Source organism: Escherichia sp. MOD1-EC6842 (genome assembly GCF_002965705.1).
In the GTDB taxonomy this organism is placed as follows: Bacteria; Pseudomonadota; Gammaproteobacteria; order Enterobacterales; family Enterobacteriaceae; genus Escherichia; species Escherichia ruysiae.
Window position 1 is genome coordinate 219,589 of sequence record NZ_PTRF01000001.1, and the last position, 21,226, is coordinate 240,814.

At 50.9% G+C, this 21,226-nt stretch carries 19 protein-coding genes; 10 read left to right on the forward strand and 9 right to left on the reverse strand.

Going from position 1 to position 21,226, the window contains the following annotated elements; translation table 11 throughout:
- Positions 1 to 10: 10 nt before the first annotated feature.
- The 3 genes from ycfP (at position 11) to A7Z29_RS01170 (ending at position 3,024) form a co-directional block, all read left to right on the forward strand.
- On the forward strand, positions 11 to 553 hold the full coding sequence (gene ycfP / locus A7Z29_RS01160; RefSeq protein ID WP_105289692.1) for an alpha/beta hydrolase YcfP: 543 nt from the start codon (positions 11 to 13) through the stop codon (positions 551 to 553).
- 400 nt (positions 554 to 953) lie between these two features.
- The gene (gene ndh, locus A7Z29_RS01165) at positions 954 to 2,258 is read left to right on the forward strand and encodes an NADH-quinone dehydrogenase (protein ID WP_000211045.1); all 1,305 of its coding nucleotides are present in this window, start codon (positions 954 to 956) and stop codon (positions 2,256 to 2,258) included.
- A gap of 226 nt (positions 2,259 to 2,484) precedes the next feature.
- The gene (locus tag A7Z29_RS01170) at positions 2,485 to 3,024 is read left to right on the forward strand and encodes a glycine zipper 2TM domain-containing protein (protein WP_010350841.1); all 540 of its coding nucleotides are present in this window, start codon (positions 2,485 to 2,487) and stop codon (positions 3,022 to 3,024) included.
- A 63-nt stretch (positions 3,025 to 3,087) separates the two neighbouring features.
- On the opposite strand, the gene comR is transcribed toward A7Z29_RS01170, so the two are convergent.
- Positions 3,088 to 3,720, reverse strand: coding sequence for a TetR family copper-responsive transcriptional repressor ComR (gene comR, locus A7Z29_RS01175; RefSeq protein ID WP_021550605.1), 633 nt, complete (start codon positions 3,718 to 3,720; stop codon positions 3,088 to 3,090).
- 240 nt (positions 3,721 to 3,960) lie between these two features.
- On the opposite strand from comR, the gene bhsA reads away from it, so the two are divergent.
- On the forward strand, positions 3,961 to 4,218 hold the full coding sequence (gene bhsA, locus A7Z29_RS01180) for a multiple stress resistance protein BhsA (RefSeq protein ID WP_000800147.1): 258 nt from the start codon (positions 3,961 to 3,963) through the stop codon (positions 4,216 to 4,218).
- A gap of 80 nt (positions 4,219 to 4,298) precedes the next feature.
- Here bhsA and ldtC read toward each other — a convergent pair whose 3' ends face one another.
- The 3 genes from ldtC to A7Z29_RS01195 all read right to left on the reverse strand — a co-directional run bounded on the left by ldtC (position 4,299) and on the right by A7Z29_RS01195 (position 10,050).
- Positions 4,299 to 5,261, reverse strand: a complete 963-nt coding sequence (gene ldtC / locus A7Z29_RS01185) for a L,D-transpeptidase LdtC (RefSeq protein WP_105281017.1) — start codon at positions 5,259 to 5,261, stop codon at positions 4,299 to 4,301.
- A gap of 144 nt (positions 5,262 to 5,405) precedes the next feature.
- Positions 5,406 to 8,852 carry a transcription-repair coupling factor gene (gene mfd / locus A7Z29_RS01190; RefSeq protein ID WP_105289693.1) on the reverse strand — a complete coding sequence of 1,149 codons (3,447 nt, stop codon included), beginning with the start codon at positions 8,850 to 8,852 and terminating at the stop codon, positions 5,406 to 5,408.
- Between the two features lie 127 nt (positions 8,853 to 8,979).
- Positions 8,980 to 10,050, reverse strand: coding sequence for an acyltransferase family protein (locus A7Z29_RS01195; RefSeq protein ID WP_105289694.1), 1,071 nt, complete (start codon positions 10,048 to 10,050; stop codon positions 8,980 to 8,982).
- 263 nt (positions 10,051 to 10,313) lie between these two features.
- On the opposite strand from A7Z29_RS01195, the gene lolC reads away from it, so the two are divergent.
- From lolC to cobB, 5 genes are read left to right on the forward strand one after another with little or no spacing between them, the layout of a single operon-like run.
- On the forward strand, positions 10,314 to 11,513 hold the full coding sequence (gene lolC, locus A7Z29_RS01200; protein WP_000284716.1) for a lipoprotein-releasing ABC transporter permease subunit LolC: 1,200 nt from the start codon (positions 10,314 to 10,316) through the stop codon (positions 11,511 to 11,513).
- On the forward strand, positions 11,506 to 12,207 hold the full coding sequence (gene lolD, locus A7Z29_RS01205; protein ID WP_001033695.1) for a lipoprotein-releasing ABC transporter ATP-binding protein LolD: 702 nt from the start codon (positions 11,506 to 11,508) through the stop codon (positions 12,205 to 12,207). Before lolC ends, lolD begins: the two co-directional genes overlap by 8 nt.
- The gene (gene lolE, locus A7Z29_RS01210) at positions 12,207 to 13,451 is read left to right on the forward strand and encodes a lipoprotein-releasing ABC transporter permease subunit LolE (RefSeq protein WP_001251371.1); all 1,245 of its coding nucleotides are present in this window, start codon (positions 12,207 to 12,209) and stop codon (positions 13,449 to 13,451) included. The genes lolD and lolE overlap by 1 nt, the downstream gene beginning before the upstream one ends.
- A 28-nt stretch (positions 13,452 to 13,479) precedes the next feature.
- Positions 13,480 to 14,391, forward strand: a complete 912-nt coding sequence (nagK, locus tag A7Z29_RS01215; protein ID WP_032225397.1) for an N-acetylglucosamine kinase — start codon at positions 13,480 to 13,482, stop codon at positions 14,389 to 14,391.
- A gap of 15 nt (positions 14,392 to 14,406) precedes the next feature.
- Positions 14,407 to 15,228: a Sir2 family NAD+-dependent deacetylase gene (cobB, locus tag A7Z29_RS01220; protein WP_032225396.1), complete on the forward strand. Its 822-nt coding sequence runs from the start codon at positions 14,407 to 14,409 to the stop codon at positions 15,226 to 15,228.
- 163 nt (positions 15,229 to 15,391) lie between these two features.
- Here the strand turns inward: cobB and A7Z29_RS01225 are convergent, their stop codons facing one another.
- The 5 genes from A7Z29_RS01225 to potA are packed head-to-tail and all read right to left on the reverse strand — an operon-like array spanning position 15,392 to position 19,722.
- Positions 15,392 to 15,853, reverse strand: a complete 462-nt coding sequence (locus A7Z29_RS01225; RefSeq protein WP_105289695.1) for a DUF3592 domain-containing protein — start codon at positions 15,851 to 15,853, stop codon at positions 15,392 to 15,394.
- A gap of 57 nt (positions 15,854 to 15,910) precedes the next feature.
- Positions 15,911 to 16,957, reverse strand: coding sequence for a spermidine/putrescine ABC transporter substrate-binding protein PotD (gene potD, locus A7Z29_RS01230; protein WP_000759309.1), 1,047 nt, complete (start codon positions 16,955 to 16,957; stop codon positions 15,911 to 15,913).
- Positions 16,954 to 17,748, reverse strand: coding sequence for a spermidine/putrescine ABC transporter permease PotC (gene potC / locus A7Z29_RS01235; protein WP_000580316.1), 795 nt, complete (start codon positions 17,746 to 17,748; stop codon positions 16,954 to 16,956). Before potC ends, potD begins: the two co-directional genes overlap by 4 nt.
- Positions 17,745 to 18,602, reverse strand: a complete 858-nt coding sequence (potB, locus tag A7Z29_RS01240; protein WP_000799415.1) for a spermidine/putrescine ABC transporter permease PotB — start codon at positions 18,600 to 18,602, stop codon at positions 17,745 to 17,747. Before potB ends, potC begins: the two co-directional genes overlap by 4 nt.
- Positions 18,586 to 19,722 carry a spermidine/putrescine ABC transporter ATP-binding protein PotA gene (gene potA / locus A7Z29_RS01245; RefSeq protein WP_000531593.1) on the reverse strand — a complete coding sequence of 379 codons (1,137 nt, stop codon included), beginning with the start codon at positions 19,720 to 19,722 and terminating at the stop codon, positions 18,586 to 18,588. The genes potB and potA overlap by 17 nt, the downstream gene beginning before the upstream one ends.
- A gap of 249 nt (positions 19,723 to 19,971) precedes the next feature.
- On the opposite strand from potA, the gene pepT reads away from it, so the two are divergent.
- The gene (gene pepT, locus A7Z29_RS01255; RefSeq protein WP_000359429.1) at positions 19,972 to 21,198 is read left to right on the forward strand and encodes a peptidase T; all 1,227 of its coding nucleotides are present in this window, start codon (positions 19,972 to 19,974) and stop codon (positions 21,196 to 21,198) included.
- Positions 21,199 to 21,226: the final 28 nt, after the last annotated feature.

The following is a 21,226-nucleotide window of genomic DNA, read 5'->3' on the forward strand; positions in this document are numbered from 1 at the left end:
TGAGGAAGCGATGATTATCTATTTACACGGTTTTGACTCTAACAGTCCGGGTAACCACGAGAAAGTTTTACAATTGCAGTTTATTGACCCGGATGTGCGCTTGATAAGCTACAGCACTCTGCATCCGAAACACGATATGCAGCATCTGCTCAAAGAAGTAGACAAAATGCTGCAACTGAACGTCGACGAGCGCCCGCTAATTTGCGGTGTCGGGCTGGGTGGTTACTGGGCGGAACGGATTGGTTTTCTCTGCGATATCCGCCAGGTGATCTTCAACCCTAATTTGTTCCCTTACGAGAACATGGAAGGGAAGATTGATCGCCCGGAAGAGTACACCGATATCGCGACTAAATGTGTGACTAACTTCCGCGAGAAGAATCGCGATCGTTGTCTGGTGATATTGTCGCGTAATGATGAGGCGCTTAATAGTCAGCGGACATCTGAAGAGTTGCATCATTATTACGAGATTGTCTGGGACGAAGATCAGACGCACAAATTCAAAAATATCTCTCCGCATTTGCAGCGCATTAAGGCGTTCAAAACCCTCGGTTAAAGCTATCCTCGGTCGCATCAGGTAACCTTGCCTATATCTGATGCGCCCCGGATTCTGTAGGTTGGATGAAGCGTCCACGCCACATCCGACAGCCGTGTACCAATGCCTGATGCGATGCTGCGCATCTTATCAGGCCCACCAATTGCCCTCTATATACGCCTCACTCTCCCGAGTTCGCTTAAATAATAAACAATAAACTCTGTTTTTTGATCTCACCCGGTAAAGTCGCCTATCTTTTCAGCAACAAAACTTGATTAACATCAATTTTGGTATGACCAATGCACCATTCATGTTATTCTCAATAGCGAAGAACATTTTCATTGCTGTAACCTGTTGTTAATTAAGAGCTATCTTAATAACTATTAATTAACAATTGGTTAATAAATTTAAGGGGGTCACGTTGACTACGCCATTGAAAAAAATTGTGATTGTCGGCGGCGGTGCTGGTGGGCTGGAAATGGCGACACAGCTGGGGCATAAGCTGGGACGCAAGAAAAAAGCCAAAATTACGCTGGTCGATCGTAACCACAGCCACCTGTGGAAACCGCTGCTGCACGAAGTGGCGACTGGCTCGCTTGATGAAGGCGTCGATGCACTGAGCTACCTGGCTCATGCGCGTAATCATGGTTTTCAGTTCCAGCTGGGTTCCGTAATTGATATTGATCGTGAAGCGAAAACAATCACTATTGCAGAACTGCGCGACGAAAAAGGTGAACTGCTGGTTCCGGAACGTAAAATCGCCTATGACACGCTGGTGATGGCGCTGGGCAGCACCTCTAACGATTTCAATACGCCGGGTGTAAAAGAGAACTGTATTTTCCTCGATAACCCGCATCAGGCGCGTCGTTTCCATCAGGAGATGCTGAATCTGTTCCTGAAATACTCCGCCAACCTGGGCGCGAATGGCAAAGTGAATATTGCGATTGTTGGCGGCGGCGCGACGGGTGTAGAACTCTCCGCTGAATTGCACAACGCCGTCAAGCAACTGCACAGCTACGGTTACAAAGGCCTGACCAACGAAGCGTTGAACGTAACGCTGGTAGAAGCGGGCGAACGTATTTTGCCTGCGCTGCCGCCACGTATCTCTGCTGCCGCCCACAATGAGTTAACGAAACTGGGCGTTCGCGTGCTGACGCAAACCATGGTCACCAGCGCCGATGAAGGGGGGCTGCACACTAAAGATGGCGAATATATTGAGGCTGATCTGATGGTGTGGGCTGCCGGGATCAAAGCGCCAGATTTCCTGAAGGATATTGGTGGGCTGGAGACCAACCGTATCAACCAGCTGGTGGTGGAACCGACGCTGCAAACCACGCGCGATCCAGACATTTATGCTATTGGCGACTGTGCGTCATGCCCGCGTCCGGAAGGGGGTTTTGTTCCGCCGCGCGCTCAGGCCGCACACCAGATGGCTACCTGCGCAATGAACAATATTCTGGCGCAGATGAATGGCAAACCGCTGAAAAATTATCAGTATAAAGATCACGGTTCGCTGGTATCGCTGTCGAACTTCTCTACCGTCGGTAGCCTGATGGGTAACCTGACGCGCGGCTCAATGATGATTGAAGGGCGTATTGCGCGCTTTGTGTATATCTCGTTGTACCGGATGCATCAGATTGCGCTGCATGGCTACTTCAAAACTGGACTAATGATGTTGGTAGGTAGTATCAACCGCGTTATCCGTCCGCGTTTGAAACTGCATTAATCAACTTGTACTGGCGGATGCGGCGTAAATGCCTTATCCGCCCTGGACAAATGGTACGAGCGGCAGGCCTGATAAGACGCGTTAAGCGTCGTATCAGGCATTCCTTCAGACTCCTCCGAATCCTTAAGTATTTCCTGCCATTCCTGCGCTTTTCATCTTCTGTCTGATGGTTGTTTCACCCCTTCGCTTGCATGATTGACATAACTGCAAAGAAGGAGGTGTTCCCGTGAATAAATCAATGTTGGCGGGTATCGGGATTGGTGTCGCGGCTGCGCTGGGCGTAGCGGCAGTGGCCAGCCTGAACGTGTTTGAACGTGGCCCGCAATACGCTCAGGTTGTTTCTGCAATCCCAATCAAGGAAACAGTTAAAACACCGCGCCAGGAGTGCCGCAATGTCACAGTGACCCATCGCCGGCCGGTGCAGGATGAAAATCGCATCGCGGGTTCAGTTCTGGGCGCTGTGGCTGGTGGGGTGATAGGGCATCAGTTTGGCGGTGGTCGCGGTAAGGATGTTGCTACAGTCGTCGGGGCGCTTGGTGGTGGATATGCTGGTAACCAGATCCAGGGTTCTCTCCAGGAACGTGATACTTACACCACCACCCAACAGCGTTGTAAAACGGTGTATGACAAGTCAGAAAAAATGCTCGGTTATGATGTGACCTATAAGATTGGCGATCAGCAGGGCAAAATCCGCATGGACCGCGATCCGGGTACACAAATCCAATTAGATAACAACGGGCAACTGATTCTGAATAACAAAGTATAACAAGGCTGTACTCTGCAATTTAGCCCCTCATTCGCTCAGGCTGAGGGGCTTTTTTTTTACGTTTTATTTCACCAGTTCGGGCCATAAACGCAAAGTGGTTTGGGCAATCTGCATCAGTTTTTCCAGCGATGCGCCTTCGCGGGCGCTGATCGACATCCCCTGAATAATACAGTTAAGGAATTCCGCCAGATGCGTCACGTCACAGTGGGCAGGGATTTCCCCGCGCGCCTGTCGTTGACATAAAAACTGCTGCAAGGTGCGTTCTTGCATCGCGTGGCGTGATTTCAACGTATTGGCGATATCTCCTGAATCCGGGGAGAGCGTGGTGCAGTTGTTGATCATAAAGCAGCCAGCAGGGGTGTCTTTGCTGGTAAAACAGTTGGCGATGGCCGCGAAATAGTCAGTCAGCGCAGACTCCACGCTTTTCTCTTCACAAAACAGTTGTGCTTCGTGCTTTGCGGCAAAACGGTCGATATAGCGATCCAGTACGGCGCGGAATAATCCCTCTTTATTGGTGAACTCCGCGTATAGCGTTGGCGCTTTGGCTCCGGTCGCTTCGACGAGATCGGCAAGAGAAGTAGCTTCATAACCGTGCTGCCAGAACAACTTCATGGCCTTATCAAGCGCGGCTTCCCTGTCGAACACTTTTGGGCGACCACGGCTTTTTTTTACACAATGTGTTGAGTCAGTTGCCATGATGCCGTTGTACCTTTTAGCTGTGAATGAATGGTTATTATAAAAATAATCACTTCTGTTCACCAGTCCAGAAGCCAGAAAAATAATAGCCATCTATTTAACTGAAATTTAAAGAATTTTAATTTAATTAACGAATGTTATAAAAAACATCTTGTATGTGATCCAGATCACATCTATCATTTAGTTATCGATCGTTAAGTAATTGCTTGCGACGCTATTCATCTGCATAAGGTCACTATTATGAAAAATGTAAAAACCCTCATCGCTGCGGCGATTTTAAGCTCCATGTCATTTGCCAGCTTTGCGGCTGTCGAAGTTCAGGCAACACCAGAAGGTCAACAAAAAGTGGGCACTATCAGTGCTAACGCGGGGACAAATCTGGGATCGCTGGAAGAACAACTGGCACAAAAAGCGGATGAGATGGGCGCAAAATCTTTCCGTATTACTTCAGTAACCGGTCCGAATACCCTCCACGGAACGGCGGTAATTTATAAATAAGCATTAACCCTCATTAATGCCTGTTATTGCTGCTATTTCCCCGCAACAACCTGTGCTGCGGGGATTTTTTTGTCCGCGATTTACAGCGTTTGCTGATTCACTTGATGACGACGCACATCAGCCGGCATTCCGGAACGCACGTCCATTACGTGCTGCATCACTTCGGCGTCAGTTTGCGCAGCATTTTTAAATGCCTGCATCGCACTGTTGAGCGTAATCGGCAACAATTGCGGATCGTCATCTATCTTCTCTGACAGCGGCTGGTGCACTTCCACCAGACGTGCGCCGTTTGGCTCGGCGGAGACTTTAATCGGCGTGTTGATAATGTTCACTTTGGTGCCGGGGCTGACCTGGCTGAAAAGTGTTTTGATATCGTCATCACGCAGACGAATACAGCCAGAACTTACCCGCATACCAATACCGAAATCGGCGTTCGTACCGTGAAGCAAATAGACACCGCCATAGGCCGCCAGACGAATCGCATGATGGCCCATCGGGTTATCCGGTCCTGCCGGAACGACTGGTGGAAGCTCAATCCCCTGGGCTTTATAACGGGCGCGGATGTTTGCAGTCGGCGTCCAGGTTGGGTTTGCACGTTTGTCTGAAACGGTAGTCACCATTGTCGGCGTCAGCGTGTCACCCCCCAACTGACCAATGCCGATGGGGTACACGGTCACTGAATTTTTGCCCGGTGGGTAGTAATAGAGACGCAACTCCGCAATGTTGATCACAATGCCTTCACGCGGCGCGTCTGGCAGTAAAGTTTGCAATGGAATGGTTAACACACTGCCTGCGCGCGGTACATACGGATCAACGCCGGGATTAGCCTGTAACAGAGCGAGGAAACCGACGTTATATTTTTTGGCGATCGCTTCCAGCGAACCGCCGTCATTTTCCACCACATGAAATTTGTTTTCGCCCACCAGACGACTGCCCGCAGGCGGCAGCGGCCAGGTGTTGGCTTTTGCCGGTAGCGTCAGCGCCACGGCAGCGGCGAACGTAAAAAACGTTAGCCAGCGAGAAAAACGCGTTTTGATCATCACCAAAAGTCCATAATAAATATAAGGTTATTGTAATAAAAAGATAAGTCTGAATTATGGATGGTGACAGTGTCGGATAGTGCAGGGAAGTGCAAAGAATTTGTAAATGTTGGGGATGGGGGCGAAGAAACGCCCCCCGATATGCCATTATGCGATCGCGTTCTCTTCCAGTTCACGCATAAACTGGCGCACCCATTCGATACGTTTTTTCCGCTCGCTCAAATCCTGAATAAACTTCAGGCGCGTCGGACCATCAAGGCGGTAATGCTGCGGCTGTTTTTGCAGCAAACCAATCAGCCAGGCAGGATTCACGTGATTCTTCTCAGCAAATTCGATCACACCGCCTTTCTCGTTCCCTTCCAGCTTCCTGATCCCCAGCTTCTGCGCTTGCTGGCGCAGACGGGCAATATCCAGTAGGGTTCGCGCCGGATCCGGCAGCAGGCCGAAGCGATCGATAAGTTCGACTTTGATCTCTTCCAGCTCGCTTTCCGTTTTGGCGCTGGCAATACGTTTATAGAACGACAGACGGGTATTTACATCAGGAATGAAGTCATCCGGCAACAGCGACGGCATCCGCAGTTCGACTTCCGTTTGCTGGCTGGTGAGATCTTCGAGCGACGGCTCGCGTCCGGCTTTCAGTGCATCGACGGCATTTTCCAGCAACTCCATATAAAGCGAGAAACCGATAGTTTCCATCGAGCCACTTTGTTCTTCGCCGAGCAGTTCACCGGCGCCGCGAATCTCCAGATCGTGCGTTGCCAGCGCAAAGCCCGCGCCAAGGTCTTCCAGAGAAGCAATCGCTTCGAGACGTTTTTGCGCATCGGTAGTCATCGCTTTCGGGTGCGGCGTCAGCAGCCATGCATATGCCTGGTGATGCGAACGTCCGACGCGGCCGCGCAACTGGTGTAGTTGCGCCAGACCGAAGTGATCTGCGCGTTCAATAATAATGGTGTTGGCGGTAGGGATGTCGATCCCGGTTTCGATAATTGTGGTACAAACCAGCACGTTAAAACGCTGATGATGGAAATCATTCATCACCCGTTCCAGTTCGCGCTCACGCATCTGCCCGTGACCGATGGCGATCCGCGCTTCTGGCACCAGTTCTGCCAGCCGTTCGGCGGCTTTCTGGATGTTTTCCACATCATTGTAGAGATAATAAACCTGTCCCCCGCGCAGAATTTCACGCAGGACAGCCTCTCTGACCACCAGACTGTCATACTCACGGACAAAGGTTTTAACTGCCAGACGACGAGCGGGCGGCGTGGCGATAATCGACAGATCGCGCATTCCGCTCATCGCCATATTCAGCGTTCGTGGGATCGGCGTTGCGGTAAGTGTCAGAATATCCACGTTCGCGCGCATCGCTTTAATGCGCTCTTTATGACGCACCCCGAAGCGGTGTTCTTCATCGACAATCAGCAGGCCTAAATCTTTAAACTTGACGTCACTTTGCAGCAGTTTGTGCGTACCGATCAGAATATCGATTTTCCCTTCCGCCACTTCCGTAAGGATTTGCGTCTGCTCTTTGGCGCTGCGGAAACGGGAGATCATTTCGATGCGTACCGGCCAGTTGGCGAAACGGTCGCGGAAGTTGTCGTAATGCTGCTGCGCGAGCAGAGTCGTTGGCACCAGCACCGCCACCTGCTTGTGGTTCTCTACCGCCAGGAAAGCGGCGCGCATCGCTACTTCTGTTTTACCAAAGCCAACATCGCCGCACACCAGACGATCCATTGCCAGCGGCTGACACATGTCGCTAAGCACCGCATTAATGGCCTGCGCCTGATCCGGCGTGGTTTCGAACGGGAAGCTGTCGCAGAACAATTGATATTGCTCACGATCGTGTTTAAACGCGAAACCCTCTTTGGCGGCGCGTTGAGCGTAGATATCCAGCAATTCCGCCGCCACATCACGCACTTTTTCTGCCGCTTTCTGCCGAGCGCGTGACCACGCATCGCCGCCAAGTTTATGCAGCGGGGCATTTTCTTCTGCACCACCCGCGTAACGGCTAATCAGATGCAGCGACGACACCGGAACATACAGTTTGGCGTCGTTGGCATAGGTGAGCATCAGATACTCGCCAGTAATGCCGCCAGCTTCCAGCGTGGTCATTCCGGCATAGCGCCCGACACCGTGCTCCAGATGCACCACCGGCTGACCAATATGCAGTTCCGCGAGGTTGCGGATCAGTGTATCGGGGTTGATGGCGCGGCGAGAATCCTGACGACGACGGGCAACGCGTTCACCGAGCAGATCGCTTTCGCAAATCAGTGCCAGATTACGCACCGTATCGACAAAACCATGTTCGGCAGCGCCAATCATCAGATAACGCCCACGGTCGCTGGCCTCATCGAGGCGCATAATGCGTTGCGGAGCAATTTTAATACGGGCGAGCAGTTCACCGAGTGCTTCACGGCGACCTTCACTTTCTACCGAGAACACCACCGGGCCGTCGAAAGATTCAAGAAATTTACGCAGCGCATCCAGCGGGGCTTTTTGCTGCGCCTGAACGGCAAGGTCTGGCAGTTTCTGAAAGCCTAAATTGGCATTTGCTGCTTTTGTCGGTAAATGTTCATTTTTTAGCTGTACACGCGGCCAGTTTTTCAGCTCTGAGAACAGTTCATCGACCCGCAGCCAGAGCGATTGTGGCGGCAGTAGTGGACGCATCGGATCGACGCCGCGATTCTCAAAACGCGCCAGCGTGTCAGCCTGGAAACGTTCGGCACTGTTTTCCAGATCGCCAGTATTCACCAGCAGTGTATTTGCAGGGAAATAACTGAACAGTGGCGGCAACGGTTCGCTGAAGAACAGCGGTTGCCAGTACTCGATCCCGGCAGGCAATGTGCCTTTGCTCACTTGTTGATAAATATGTTCTGGATCGCGTTTTACTTCGAAAGAATCACGCCACTGACTGCGGAACAGTTCAATTGCCGCTTTATCGGTCGGAAATTCGTGTGCGGGCAGTAGGTTGATGGCTTCAACTTCCTCCAGCGTGCGCTGGCTATCGACATCAAATACTCGCAGGCTGTCGATTTCATCATCAAAGAAATCAAGACGATAAGGCAGCTCACTCCCCATCGGGAAGAGATCCAACAATGCACCGCGCGTGGCGTATTCACCGTGCTCCATTACCTGATCAACATGGCGATAACCGGCGCTGTCCAGTTGGGTACGCAATGCATCTCGTGACAGGCGCTGACCTTTTTTCATCACCAGCGCATGACCGTGGAGAAAACTGTGCGGGCAAACGCGCTGCATAAGCGTATTTACCGGAACAATCAGTACACCACGCTGCATTGTTGGTAACTGATAAAGGGTGGAAAGACGCGAGGAGATAATATCCTGATGAGGCGAAAAACTGTCGTAAGGGAGGGTTTCCCAGTCCGCCAGATTCATCACCATCTGGTCGGTGAACTGGCTGATTTCATCATGCAAACGCAGAGCATTTTGCATATCTGGTGCGATGAGCACCACCGGTCCGGCGTGACGTTCGGCAATTTCCGCTACCAGCGTCGCACAGGCAGCGCCGGTTAACTCGCCCAGCAGACGCTGTTCACCCGCTTTGACGGGCAGCGTATAACGATATTGTTCAGGCATAACGGTTGTCAGATTCTCGTTAGGATATGCCTCAACATATGGGGGCATATCTCTGATAAGCAATGCTGTTCATTATCCGGAATCGACATGGTTTAGCAAATTGAATCGCCCCGGCTGGGGCGATGGCTTAGCGAGAGTAACTGGTTGTAGGCAGAGAAGGCGGGGAGAACAACAGATCGCTGAATGCGCGTTGTGAAATTTTGCGTACCAACAAGCCAGCAACAGTACAAATCAACAAACTGACAAAGGGGTAAACCAGCAGGAGCGTCAGTTCGAGTTGCGGCGACCAGCGCGCCGCGTTCATTTGCGGAATCAGACTCAAGCTGAATATCTCTACCAGAATGCGATGGGTGGTGTAGATGGCAATGGTGTTGGAACCAATCACATTCAGCAGGCTGGAGGAGCGCATACCGAAACGCTGCTCGTACTGATAAAACAGCTTCATGATCACCACAATCGATACCAGCGACAGGAGTAGCGACACGTTAAACAACCAGGCACTGACCGCCAGAACGGCCAGCAGCGAAGACATCAGCAGATGGCGGCGCAACGGTACTTCTTTAACACAGGTCATTAATGTTGCGCCAAACCAAGCGCCAAGGCTGTAATAAGGCAAATTGCGGATCACACTGTTCATTCCCCACCACGGCGTGGGAACGAAATTAACAGCCACACTCATCAGTACAAACAGGGCGAATAATGGCAGCGCCTGGCGGTTAAAAATTTTACACACCACGAAATAGACAATTAAAGCATACAGATACCACAAGCTGGTGCTGGCGGTGAGCATCCCGTGCAGGAACTCACCAGTGGAATCGGCATAAGCGGCATTGGAGGCATTGCTGTAATCGCGCTCAGGTGCCAGCCACTGATTCAGTGCGCTCAGCGCCAGCCACTGGACGATACCCCACAGCGCCAGCACCCAGAAGATGCTCCAGATCCGTTTATCGAGACAATTTCCCCACGGCACACTGTCGATATAGCGGCGAATCAAATAGCCGGAGATAAAGAAAAAAACCGGCATACGGAAGGGCGCAAGGTAAAGATTGAAATAGATCCAGCATTTGCTCAGGACTTCCGATAACGGATGCTGAAAAGTGGTCATATGCGGATAAAAGGTAATGACCGAGTGATAAACCACCACCAGACAGATGCATAACCCTTTGATCTGGTTAATCCATAGTTCTTTTTGTTTCATCAGAAGAACACGCTCTTTTATTAATTTACCAACAACTGATCCTGCTGGTTATTAACCGAGGTGTAATGGGTATCTGTCTGTATTAGATGATTTTTCAGATTAAGATCAGGCTGCAAGCCTGCTGGTAAAATATGGCAATTTAGCCGATTGATTTATGGATGCTTTTCAGATTAGCCCTGATGATCACTTACAGTTCAGGCGTTTACCCATCCTGCTTTCGCTTATATACTCGTGTCTTTGCTAACAGCAACCAGACGGATTTCATGTACCAACCTGTCGCTCTATTTATTGGCCTGCGTTACATGCGTGGGCGTGCAGCGGATCGCTTCGGTCGTTTCGTCTCCTGGCTTTCTACCATCGGCATTACCCTCGGGGTGATGGCGCTGGTCACAGTATTGTCAGTGATGAACGGCTTTGAGCGCGAGCTGCAAAACAACATCCTTGGCCTGATGCCACAGGCGATCCTCTCTTCGGAGCAGGGCTCTCTTAACCCGCAGAAACTCCCGGAATCGGCAGTCAAACTGGACGGCGTAAATCGCGTCGCGCCTATCACTACTGGTGATGTGGTGCTGCAAAGCGCACGCAGCGTGGCGGTAGGCGTCATGCTGGGTATCGATCCGGCGCAAAAAGATCCGCTAACCCCGTATCTGGTCAATGTGAAGCAAGCCAACCTCGAGCCGGGGAAATATAATGTCATCCTCGGTGAACAGCTTGCCTCACAGTTAGGTGTCAATCGCGGCGACCAAATCCGCGTGATGGTGCCTTCCGCCAGCCAGTTCACGCCGATGGGGCGTATTCCAAGTCAGCGTCTGTTCAATGTGATTGGCACTTTTGCCGCCAACAGTGAAGTCGACGGCTATGAAATGCTGGTGAATATTGAGGATGCCTCGCGTCTGATGCGTTATCCGGCAGGTAATATCACCGGCTGGCGTCTGTGGCTGGATGAGCCGCTGAAAGTGGATTCGTTAAGCCAGCAAAAACTGCCAGAAGGCAGTAAATGGCAGGACTGGCGCGACCGTAAAGGTGAGCTGTTCCAGGCCGTGCGTATGGAAAAAAATATGATGGGCTTGCTGCTGAGCCTGATTGTCGCCGTTGCGGCGTTTAACATTATTACCTCGCTGGGGCTGATGGTGATGGAGAAGCAGGGCGAAGTGGCGATTTTGCAAACGCAAGGTTTAACTCCGCGACAAATCATGATGGTCTTTATGGTACAGGGTGCCAGCGCCGGAATTATTGGTGCGATCCTGGGCGCGGCGCTTGGTGCGCTGCTTGCCAGCCAGTTGAATAATCTGATGCCGATAATCGGCGTCCTGCTTGATGGCGCGGCGCTGCCGGTCGCTATCGAACCTTTACAGGTCATTATTATTGCGCTGGTGGCGATGGCTATCGCGCTGCTTTCTACGCTTTACCCTTCCTGGCGCGCTGCCGCCACTCAACCCGCTGAGGCTTTACGTTATGAATAAGATCCTGTTGCAATGCGACAACCTGTGCAAACGCTATCAGGAAGGCAGTGTGCAAACCGACGTGCTGCACAATGTCAGTTTCAGCGTGGGTGAAGGCGAAATGATGGCTATCGTCGGCAGTTCAGGTTCCGGTAAAAGTACCTTACTGCACCTGCTGGGCGGGCTGGATACGCCAACTTCCGGCGATGTGATTTTTAACGGTCAGCCGATGAGCAAACTGTCGTCGGCGGCAAAAGCAGAACTGCGCAACCAGAAGCTGGGCTTTATTTATCAGTTTCACCACCTGCTACCGGATTTTACCGCCCTGGAAAACGTAGCTATGCCGCTGCTGATTGGCAAGAAAAAGCCCGCTGAAATCAACAGTCGAGCGTTGGAAATGTTAAAAGCGGTGGGGCTGGAGCATCGCGCGAATCACCGTCCATCCGAACTTTCCGGCGGCGAACGTCAGCGTGTGGCGATTGCCCGTGCGCTGGTCAATAACCCGCGTCTGGTACTGGCAGATGAACCTACCGGTAACCTTGACGCACGTAACGCCGACAGCATCTTCCAGTTGCTTGGGGAGTTGAATCGCTTGCAGGGCACCGCCTTCCTGGTGGTTACTCACGATCTGCAACTGGCGAAACGTATGAGCCGCCAGTTAGAAATGCGTGATGGTCGTCTGACGGCGGAACTGAGCCTGATGGGGGCGGAGTAATGGCGATGCCTTTATCGTTATTAATTGGTCTGCGTTTTAGTCGCGGACGGCGGCGTGGCGGCATGGTGTCGCTGATCTCCGTCATTTCTACCATTGGCATTGCACTTGGCGTGGCGGTATTGATCGTCGGCTTAAGCGCGATGAACGGCTTTGAACGTGAACTGAATAACCGCATTCTGGCGGTAGTACCGCATGGCGAAATTGAAGCAGTGGATCAGCCGTGGACTAACTGGCAGGAAGCACTGGATAACGTGCAAAAAGTGCCAGGTATTGCCGCTGCTGCGCCGTATATCAATTTCACGGGGCTGGTGGAAAGCGGAGCAAATCTGCGCGCGCTTCAGGTTAAAGGGGTTGATCCGCAACAGGAACAGCGCCTAAGTGCGCTGCCCTCGTTTGTCCAGGGTGATGCCTGGAACAATTTTAAAGCCGGTGAGCAGCAGATTATTATCGGCAAAGGCGTAGCGGATGCGTTAAAAGTGAAGCAGGGCGATTGGGTGTCGATCATGATCCCAAATTCGAATCCCGAGCATAAACTGATGCAGCCAAAACGTGTGCGCTTGCAAATTGCCGGAATTTTGCAGCTGAGCGGTCAACTCGATCACAGTTTTGCCATGATCCCGCTGGCGGATGCCCAACAATATCTTGATATGGGTTCCAGTGTGTCAGGTATTGCCCTTAAAATGACGGATGTATTTAACGCCAACAAACTGGTGCGTGACGCGGGCGAAGTGACCAATAGCTATGTTTATATCAAGAGCTGGATCGGCACTTACGGCTATATGTATCGTGATATCCAGATGATCCGCGCCATTATGTATCTGGCGATGGTACTGGTGATTGGCGTAGCCTGTTTCAACATCGTCTCCACTTTAGTGATGGCGGTAAAAGACAAGAGTGGCGATATCGCAGTATTAAGAACGCTGGGCGCGAAAGACGGTTTAATTCGCGCCATTTTTGTCTGGTATGGATTACTGGCAGGGTTGTTCGGCAGCTTGTGTGGTGTGATTATCGGCGTAGTGGTTTCGCTGCAACTTACTCCGATCATCGAGTGGATTGAAAAGCTGATCGGTCATCAGTTCCTCTCCAGCGATATCTATTTTATTGACTTCCTGCCATCGGAATTGCACTGGCTGGATGTCTTCTACGTACTGGTCACAGCATTGTTGCTGAGTCTTTTGGCAAGTTGGTATCCGGCGCGGCGCGCCAGCAATATTGACCCTGCGCGAGTCCTTAGCGGCCAGTAAAGGCAGTACATTAAAACAAGGAGCGGCAATGTATTACGGGTTTGATATTGGTGGAACAAAAATTGCGCTTGGCGTATTTGATAGCAGTCGGCAGTTGCAGTGGGAAAAGCGGGTGCCGACACCGCGTGACAGCTATGACGCATTTTTAGATGCAGTGTGCGAGCTGGTCGTCGAAGCCGATCAGCGTTTTGGCTGTAAAGGTTCTGTCGGCATCGGTATTCCGGGAATGCCGGAAACAGAAGATGGCACGCTGTATGCCGCCAATGTCCCCGCTGCCAGCGGTAAACCGCTGCGCGCCGACCTGAGCGCACGTCTTGAGCGCGATGTGCGACTTGATAATGACGCGAACTGTTTTGCCCTTTCTGAAGCCTGGGATGATGAATTTACCCAATATCCGCTGGTGATGGGGTTAATTCTCGGCACTGGCGTTGGCGGTGGACTGGTGTTTAACGGTAAAGCGGTGACGGGTAAAAGCTATATTACCGGCGAGTTTGGTCATATGCGTCTGCCGGTCGATGCGTTAACCATGATGGGGCTTGATTTCCCATTACGCCGCTGCGGCTGTGGTCAGCATGGCTGCATTGAAAATTATCTGTCTGGTCGCGGTTTTGCGTGGCTGTATCAACACTATTATCATCAACCGTTGCAGGCTCCCGAAATTATTGCGCTTTATGATCAAGGCGATGAGCAGGCAAGGGCGCATGTTGAGCGTTATCTGGATCTATTAGCGGTTTGTCTGGGAAACATCCTGACCATTATTGACCCTGATCTGGTGGTCATTGGCGGTGGTTTATCCAATTTCCCGGCAATCACAACGCAACTGGCGGACAGGCTGCCTCGTCATCTCTTACCTGTAGCTCGTGTTCCGCGCATTGAACGCGCGCGCCACGGTGATGCAGGCGGAATGCGTGGAGCTGCCTTCCTACATCTAACCGATTAAACAACAGAGGTTGCTATGCTGTCGCGTCGGGGTCATCGGTTAAGTCGTTTTCGTAAAAATAAACGCCGCCTGCGCGAGCGTTTACGTCAGCGTATTTTTTTCAGAGATAAAGTGGTGTCGGAAGCAATGGAAAAACCAAGAGTACTCGTACTGACAGGGGCTGGTATTTCTGCGGAATCAGGTATTCGTACCTTTCGCGCCGCAGATGGCCTGTGGGAAGAACATCGTGTTGAAGATGTTGCGACGCCAGAGGGCTTTGATCGCGACCCTGAACTGGTGCAAGCGTTTTATAACGCTCGTCGCCGACAGTTACAGCAGCCAGAAATACAGCCTAACGCCGCGCATCTTGCGCTGGCTAAACTGCAAGATGCCCTCGGCGACCGCTTTTTGCTGGTGACGCAGAATATCGATAACCTGCATGAACGCGCAGGCAATACCAATGTGATTCATATGCATGGAGAATTGCTGAAAGTACGTTGTTCGCAAAGCGGGCAGGTTCTCGACTGGACTGGTGATGTTACGCCAGAAGATAAATGTCATTGCTGCCAGTTTCCGGCTCCGCTGCGCCCGCACGTGGTGTGGTTTGGCGAAATGCCGCTTGGCATGGATGAAATTTATATGGCACTGGCGATGGCGGATATTTTCATTGCCATTGGCACATCCGGGCATGTTTATCCGGCGGCCGGTTTTGTTCATGAAGCAAAATTGCATGGCGCGCACACCGTGGAACTCAATCTTGAGCCGAGCCAGGTTGGTAACGAATTTGCCGAGAAATATTACGGCCCGGCAAGCCAGGTGGTGCCAGAGTTTGTTGAAAAGTTGCTGAAGGGATTATAAATCAGGAGTAATAGCCTGATGCGCTACGCTTATCAGGCCTACGATAGGGTGCAATTAATTGAATTTGCGGGTTTTGTAGGCCTGATAAGGCGTTAACGCCGCATCCGGCATAATACACGCACACTTTATCGGCCTCTTTTAACTTTTACTCGTATGAATTTTTTCATGGGCGGGACTTCCTGTTCCTGCGTGATTTTTTAGAGGAGGGGACCATGATTATCAGACCGATACCACCGAAAATAATGCCTGCTATGCCAACAAAGCCCCATTCAAAAAAATTAACCCACGGATTGTTTATTTCGGCTTCTTCTGGATGCCCTGGCGGATAATAGACATTGACTTTGTCACCTTCGCTATCTTCATAAAAATCACTACCAATATTTGAATTAAAAATTAGCGTGTAATCTGGTGTAGGGCGAAAGGCAACCACTGGATACCAGGAACCATTATCACCGACGTCGTTTGAATGATTGTTGTACCAGACGGCATCAACAATGACCCCTTCGGTATGCATCGCATTTTTGGTATAGGTGAACTGGTTGTAAAATATAACAACAGAAATAACGAGCAGTACCAAACCAATACCGACGAAAGAGCGGGATAAAACGTTACTGTCCTGACTCATATGTCACATCCTTGCTAAATAAAAAACGGGCGGTAATACCACCGCCCGTTTGCTGAATTAACGTCCTGCTTTCAGCTTCTGATAATACTCTTCATAAATGCTGCTGGCTGCGCCAACGTCATTCTGCCATTCACCATTTTTAATGGTTTCAGCATCCGGGTAGAGCGTTTTATCGTTCGCTACTTCCGGGCTTAACAGCTTACGCGCCGCAAGGTTTGGCGTTGGATAACCGATAGTTTCGGCAACCTGTTTTGCCACATCCGGGCGCAGCAGGAAGTTGATCAATTTCAGCGCGCCTTCTTTGTTTTTGGCATTTGCCGGGATCGCCAGGCTGTCCATCCAGAAAATGCCGCCTTCTTTCGGCCACACGACGTCAATTGGTGTACCCGCCTGGCGCGCAACGAAAGCAGAACCGTTCCAGATCATGCCGAGGTTAACTTCGCCTTCCATGTACGGGTTAGCCGGGTTATCGGAGTTAAACGCTGCCACGTTTGGCATCAGTTTTTTCAGCTCGTTATATGCAGCTTCAATCTCTTTCGGATCGGTGGTGTTACCGGAGTAGCCCAGCTTACGCAGTGCCATCTGGAATACTTCACGGGCATCATCGGTCAGCAGCAGGCTGCCTTTGTACTCAGGCTTCCAGAGATCGGCCCAGCTGGTAACAGACTTCGGATCCACCGCATCACCGTTAACGCCAATCGCCGTCGCACCCCAGATATACGGAATGGAGTAGTCGTTATTCGGGTCAAACGGCTTGTTGAGCATGTCTGGATCGAGGTTGCTGAAGTTGCTTAACTTCGACTTATCGATCTTCTGGATCATCCCTTCTTTACGCATTTTATCGACGTAATAGGTTGAAGGAACCACCAGGTCATAGGCACCGTCTTTGTACGTTTTCAGTTTTGCGTACATGGTTTCGTTCGACTCGTAAGTCGAATAGATAACCTTAATACCGGTTTCTTTGGTGAACTGTTCAAGCAGTCCTGGCGGCACGTACTCGGTCCAGTTGTAGAAATACAGCGTGTTGTTGTCATCGGCGTGAGCGGCGCTCATGCCCAGTGCCAGAGCACCCGCCGCGAGCAGGTGGCGTGACCATTTTTTCATTTAACGTCCCCTGTGTTACCTTTCGTTTTATCACGAGCAATAAGCTGGCTGGCAATTACCATTACCAGCGACAGCACCAGTAATATGGTTGCCAGCGCGTTAACTTCTGGCGATACGCCGACTTTGACCATCGAATAAATTTTTAACGGCAGAATTTCATAGCTCGGTCCGGTGACAAATGACGAAACTACCACATCGTCCATCGACAGGGTAAAGCTTAGCACCCAGCCCGCAGCCACAGCCGGCATTGCCAGTGGCAAAATGATTTTCCGTAGAATGGTAAATTCGCTGGCGCCGAGATCTTTCGCCGCTTCCAGCATCCGCACATCAAAACCTTTCAGGCGCGAATACACCGTCACCACCACAAATGGCAGGCAGAAGGTGATATGCGAGAACAATAGCGACCAGAAGCCAAGCTGGATACCCAGCAGCATAAACAACACCAGCAGCGAAATCGCCATCACGATATCTGGTGACATCATCACCACAAACAGCATTCCGCTAACGAACGGCTTACCACGAAAGCGATAACGGTACAGCGCAACTGCCGTCAGTGAACCGATAAGCGTAGCAAACGTCGCCGAAAACACCGCCATTGTTAGTGAATGCTGCGCTGCCTGTAACAGGCTGTCGTTGTTCATCAGCAGGCTATACCATTTGGTAGTAAAACCCTGCCAGTTAATGCCAAAGCGCGAGCTGTTAAAGGAGTTCACAATCAAAATAATGATTGGGATATACAGGTACGCGTAGATAGCGGTCATAAAACCGCCGCGAAGCAGTCGACCGATCATTCGAGTTCCACCTTCTTATTCAGCAAACGAGAAGCGCGCCAGTAAACCAGCAACATCAGGCCCATTACGATAGTCAGCGTAATGCTGGTGGCGGCGCCAAACGGCCAGTCGCGAATATTAAGGAACTGAACCTTGATGACGTTACCGATCAGCAGGTTTTTCGCACCACCCATCAGGTCGGATACATAGAACAAGCCCATAGCTGGCAGCATCACCAGCAGACATCCGGCAATAATTCCCGGCATCGTCAGCGGAATAATAATACGGATAAAAGTCTGCAATTTGCTGGCACCGAGATCGCGCGCCGCTTCCAGTAAAGGTTTATCCAGTTTTTCAATACTGGAATAGAGTGGCATCACCATAAACGGCAGCAGAATGTAAACCAGACCGATAATCACCGCGCTGGGGGTGAACATGATGCGAATTGGGGTATCAATAACGCCCAGCCACAGCAGGAACTCGTTGAGATAGCCTTTGGTGCTGAGGAAAATTTTTAGCCCGTAGATACGAATCAGCGAGTTTGTCCAGAAGGGAACAATCAGCAGAAACAGCAGCAGCGGTCGCACTTTATGCGGCAGTTTTGCCAGAAACCAGGCAAACGGGTAGCCCAGCACCAGGCAGGCGAGAGTGGCGATCAGCGCCATATTCAGTGAGTGCACGAGCACTTCAAAATAGAGCGGATCGAGCAGACGTGTGTAGTTATCCAGCGTAAAGACCATTTTGACGAAACTCGCGTCGTCGCGGGTCAAAAAGCTGGTGCCAATGATCATCAGGTTGGGCAGAAAGACAAACAACACAAGCCAACCGACGATAGTGACAATCACTACATTCTGGAACTTACTTGTGTTCTTCATCAGCCAGTACGACCTCCCAGCTTTCTACCCAATTAATGGCCATTTTCTGGTCGAGTGAGTGGTCAAAGTCAGGATCGTCTTCGTTGAAGAATTCGCTGACCATCACCATCTTGCCATTTTCCAGTTCGACAACCGACTCCAGCGTCATGCCTTTGTAGTTACGCTCGCGAACGTAACCAATCAGCCCTTCGACGTGGTTATCATCGTTGATTTCGTCAACGCGTAAGTCTTCCGGGCGTAACAGAACATGCAGTTTTTGCCCCGGTTCAACGGCGAAGTTAACGTAGATATTACACTCGCGACCTTCAACGTTGGCGCGTACGCGTTGCTCGTCGAGACGTTCGATCACCGTGGCGTTAAACATATTGATTTCGCCAATGAATCCGGCAACAAACAGGTTTTTGGGTTCTTCGTAGATTTCACGTGGTGTGCCGTCTTGTTCAATGCGACCATCGCGCATCACCACAATCCGGTCAGACATAGTGAGTGCCTCTTCCTGGTCGTGGGTAACGAAGACGAAAGTAATGCCAAGTTTTCGCTGTAACGCTTTTAACTCGTTCTGCATCTGTTTGCGCAGTTTGTAATCCAGCGCGGAAAGCGATTCATCAAGCAACAACAGACGAGGCTTGTTAACCACTGCGCGGGCAATGGCCACGCGTTGCTGCTGACCGCCAGAGAGTTGATGCGGTTTGCGTTGAGCGAAGGTTTCCAGTTGTACCATCCGCAGGGCTTCCATCACGCGAGGCGTAATTTCAGCAGCGGGGGTTTTTTGCATACGCAACCCAAAGGCCACATTTTCGAATACGGTCATGTGGGGGAATAACGCGTAGCTTTGGAAAACGGTGTTCACATAGCGGTTTTCCGCCGGAACGTGGGTGATGTCCTCGTTATCCAGCATGATGCGCCCGGAATCAACAGTTTCCAGACCCGCAATCAGGCGAAGAACGGTTGTTTTACCGCAGCCAGAAGGGCCAAGCAGCGTGAGGAACTCGCCATTGTTGATAGTCAGATCAAGCTGGGGAATGACTTCTTTACCATCAAAGCATTTGCGAATTCCCGCCAATTGCACCAGCGGTGAAAGCGAACTCGGTTGTTTATTCAATTTTTTACTCTGTCCCATGTAAACGCAACGGATGGCTTACCGATGCGGGGTTTGTGGTTAACCACCTTGGTGACTCTTAATGAGGGCGGTAATTCTACGGCAAACCATCGGAATCGCCAATCCTTGTTGTGAATTACTGGCTTAGCTTTATATTGATTAAGGTAATGTTGATAAATATTCCCGCTTGCAGGGGTAAAAGTGACCTGACGCAATATTTGTCTTTTCTTGCTTCTTAATAATGTTGTCACGAAAAGTGAGGGTGACTACATGGATAAACTACTTGAGCGTTTTTTGAACTACGTGTCTCTGGATACCCAATCAAAAGCGGGAGTGAGACAGGTTCCCAGCACGGAAGGTCAGTGGAAGTTATTGCATTTGTTGAAAGATCAGCTCGAAGAGATGGGGCTTATCAATGTGACCTTAAGTGAGAAAGGAACGCTAATGGCGACGTTACCGGCTAACGTTCCTGGCGATATCCCGGCGATTGGTTTTATTTCTCATGTGGATACCTCTCCGGATTGCAGCGGTAAAAATGTAAATCCGCAAATTGTTGAAAACTATCGTGGTGGCGACATCGCGCTGGGTATTGGCGACGAAGTCTTGTCACCAGTGATGTTCCCGGTTCTGCATCAATTGCTGGGGCAGACGCTGATCACCACCGATGGCAAAACGCTATTGGGCGCTGACGATAAAGCCGGTATTGCGGAAATTATGACCGCGCTGGCGGTATTGCAGCAGAAAAACATTCCGCATGGCGATATTCGCGTCGCCTTTACGCCAGATGAAGAAGTGGGGAAAGGGGCGAAACACTTTGATGTTGACGCCTTTGATGCTCGTTGGGCTTACACCGTCGATGGTGGTGGCGTAGGCGAACTGGAGTTTGAAAACTTCAACGCCGCATCGGTGAATATCAAAATTGTCGGTAACAACGTTCACCCAGGCTCGGCAAAAGGCGTGATGGTTAACGCGCTATCGCTGGCCGCACGCATTCATGCAGAAGTTCCGGCGGATGAAAGCCCAGAAACTACCGAAGGTTATGAAGGTTTTTATCACCTGACGAGTATGAAAGGCACCGTTGAGCGCGCCGATATGCACTACATCATTCGTGATTTCGATCGTAAACAGTTTGAAGCGCGTAAACGTAAGATGATGGAGATTGCCAAGAAAGTGGGCAAAGGGCTGCACCCTGATTGCTACATTGAACTGGTGATTGAAGACAGTTACTACAACATGCGCGAGAAAATTGTGGATCATCCGCATATTCTCGATATCGCCCAGCAGGCGATGCGCGATTGTGATATTGAACCGGATCTGAAGCCGATCCGTGGCGGCACCGACGGCGCGCAGTTGTCGTTTATGGGATTACCGTGCCCGAACCTGTTCACTGGCGGTTACAACTATCATGGTAAACATGAGTTTGTGACCCTGGAAGGAATGGAAAAAGCGGTGCAGGTGATCGTGCGTATTGCCGAGTTAACGGCGCAACGGAAGTAAGCGAAAAGGGATGCGGCATGTGATGCCG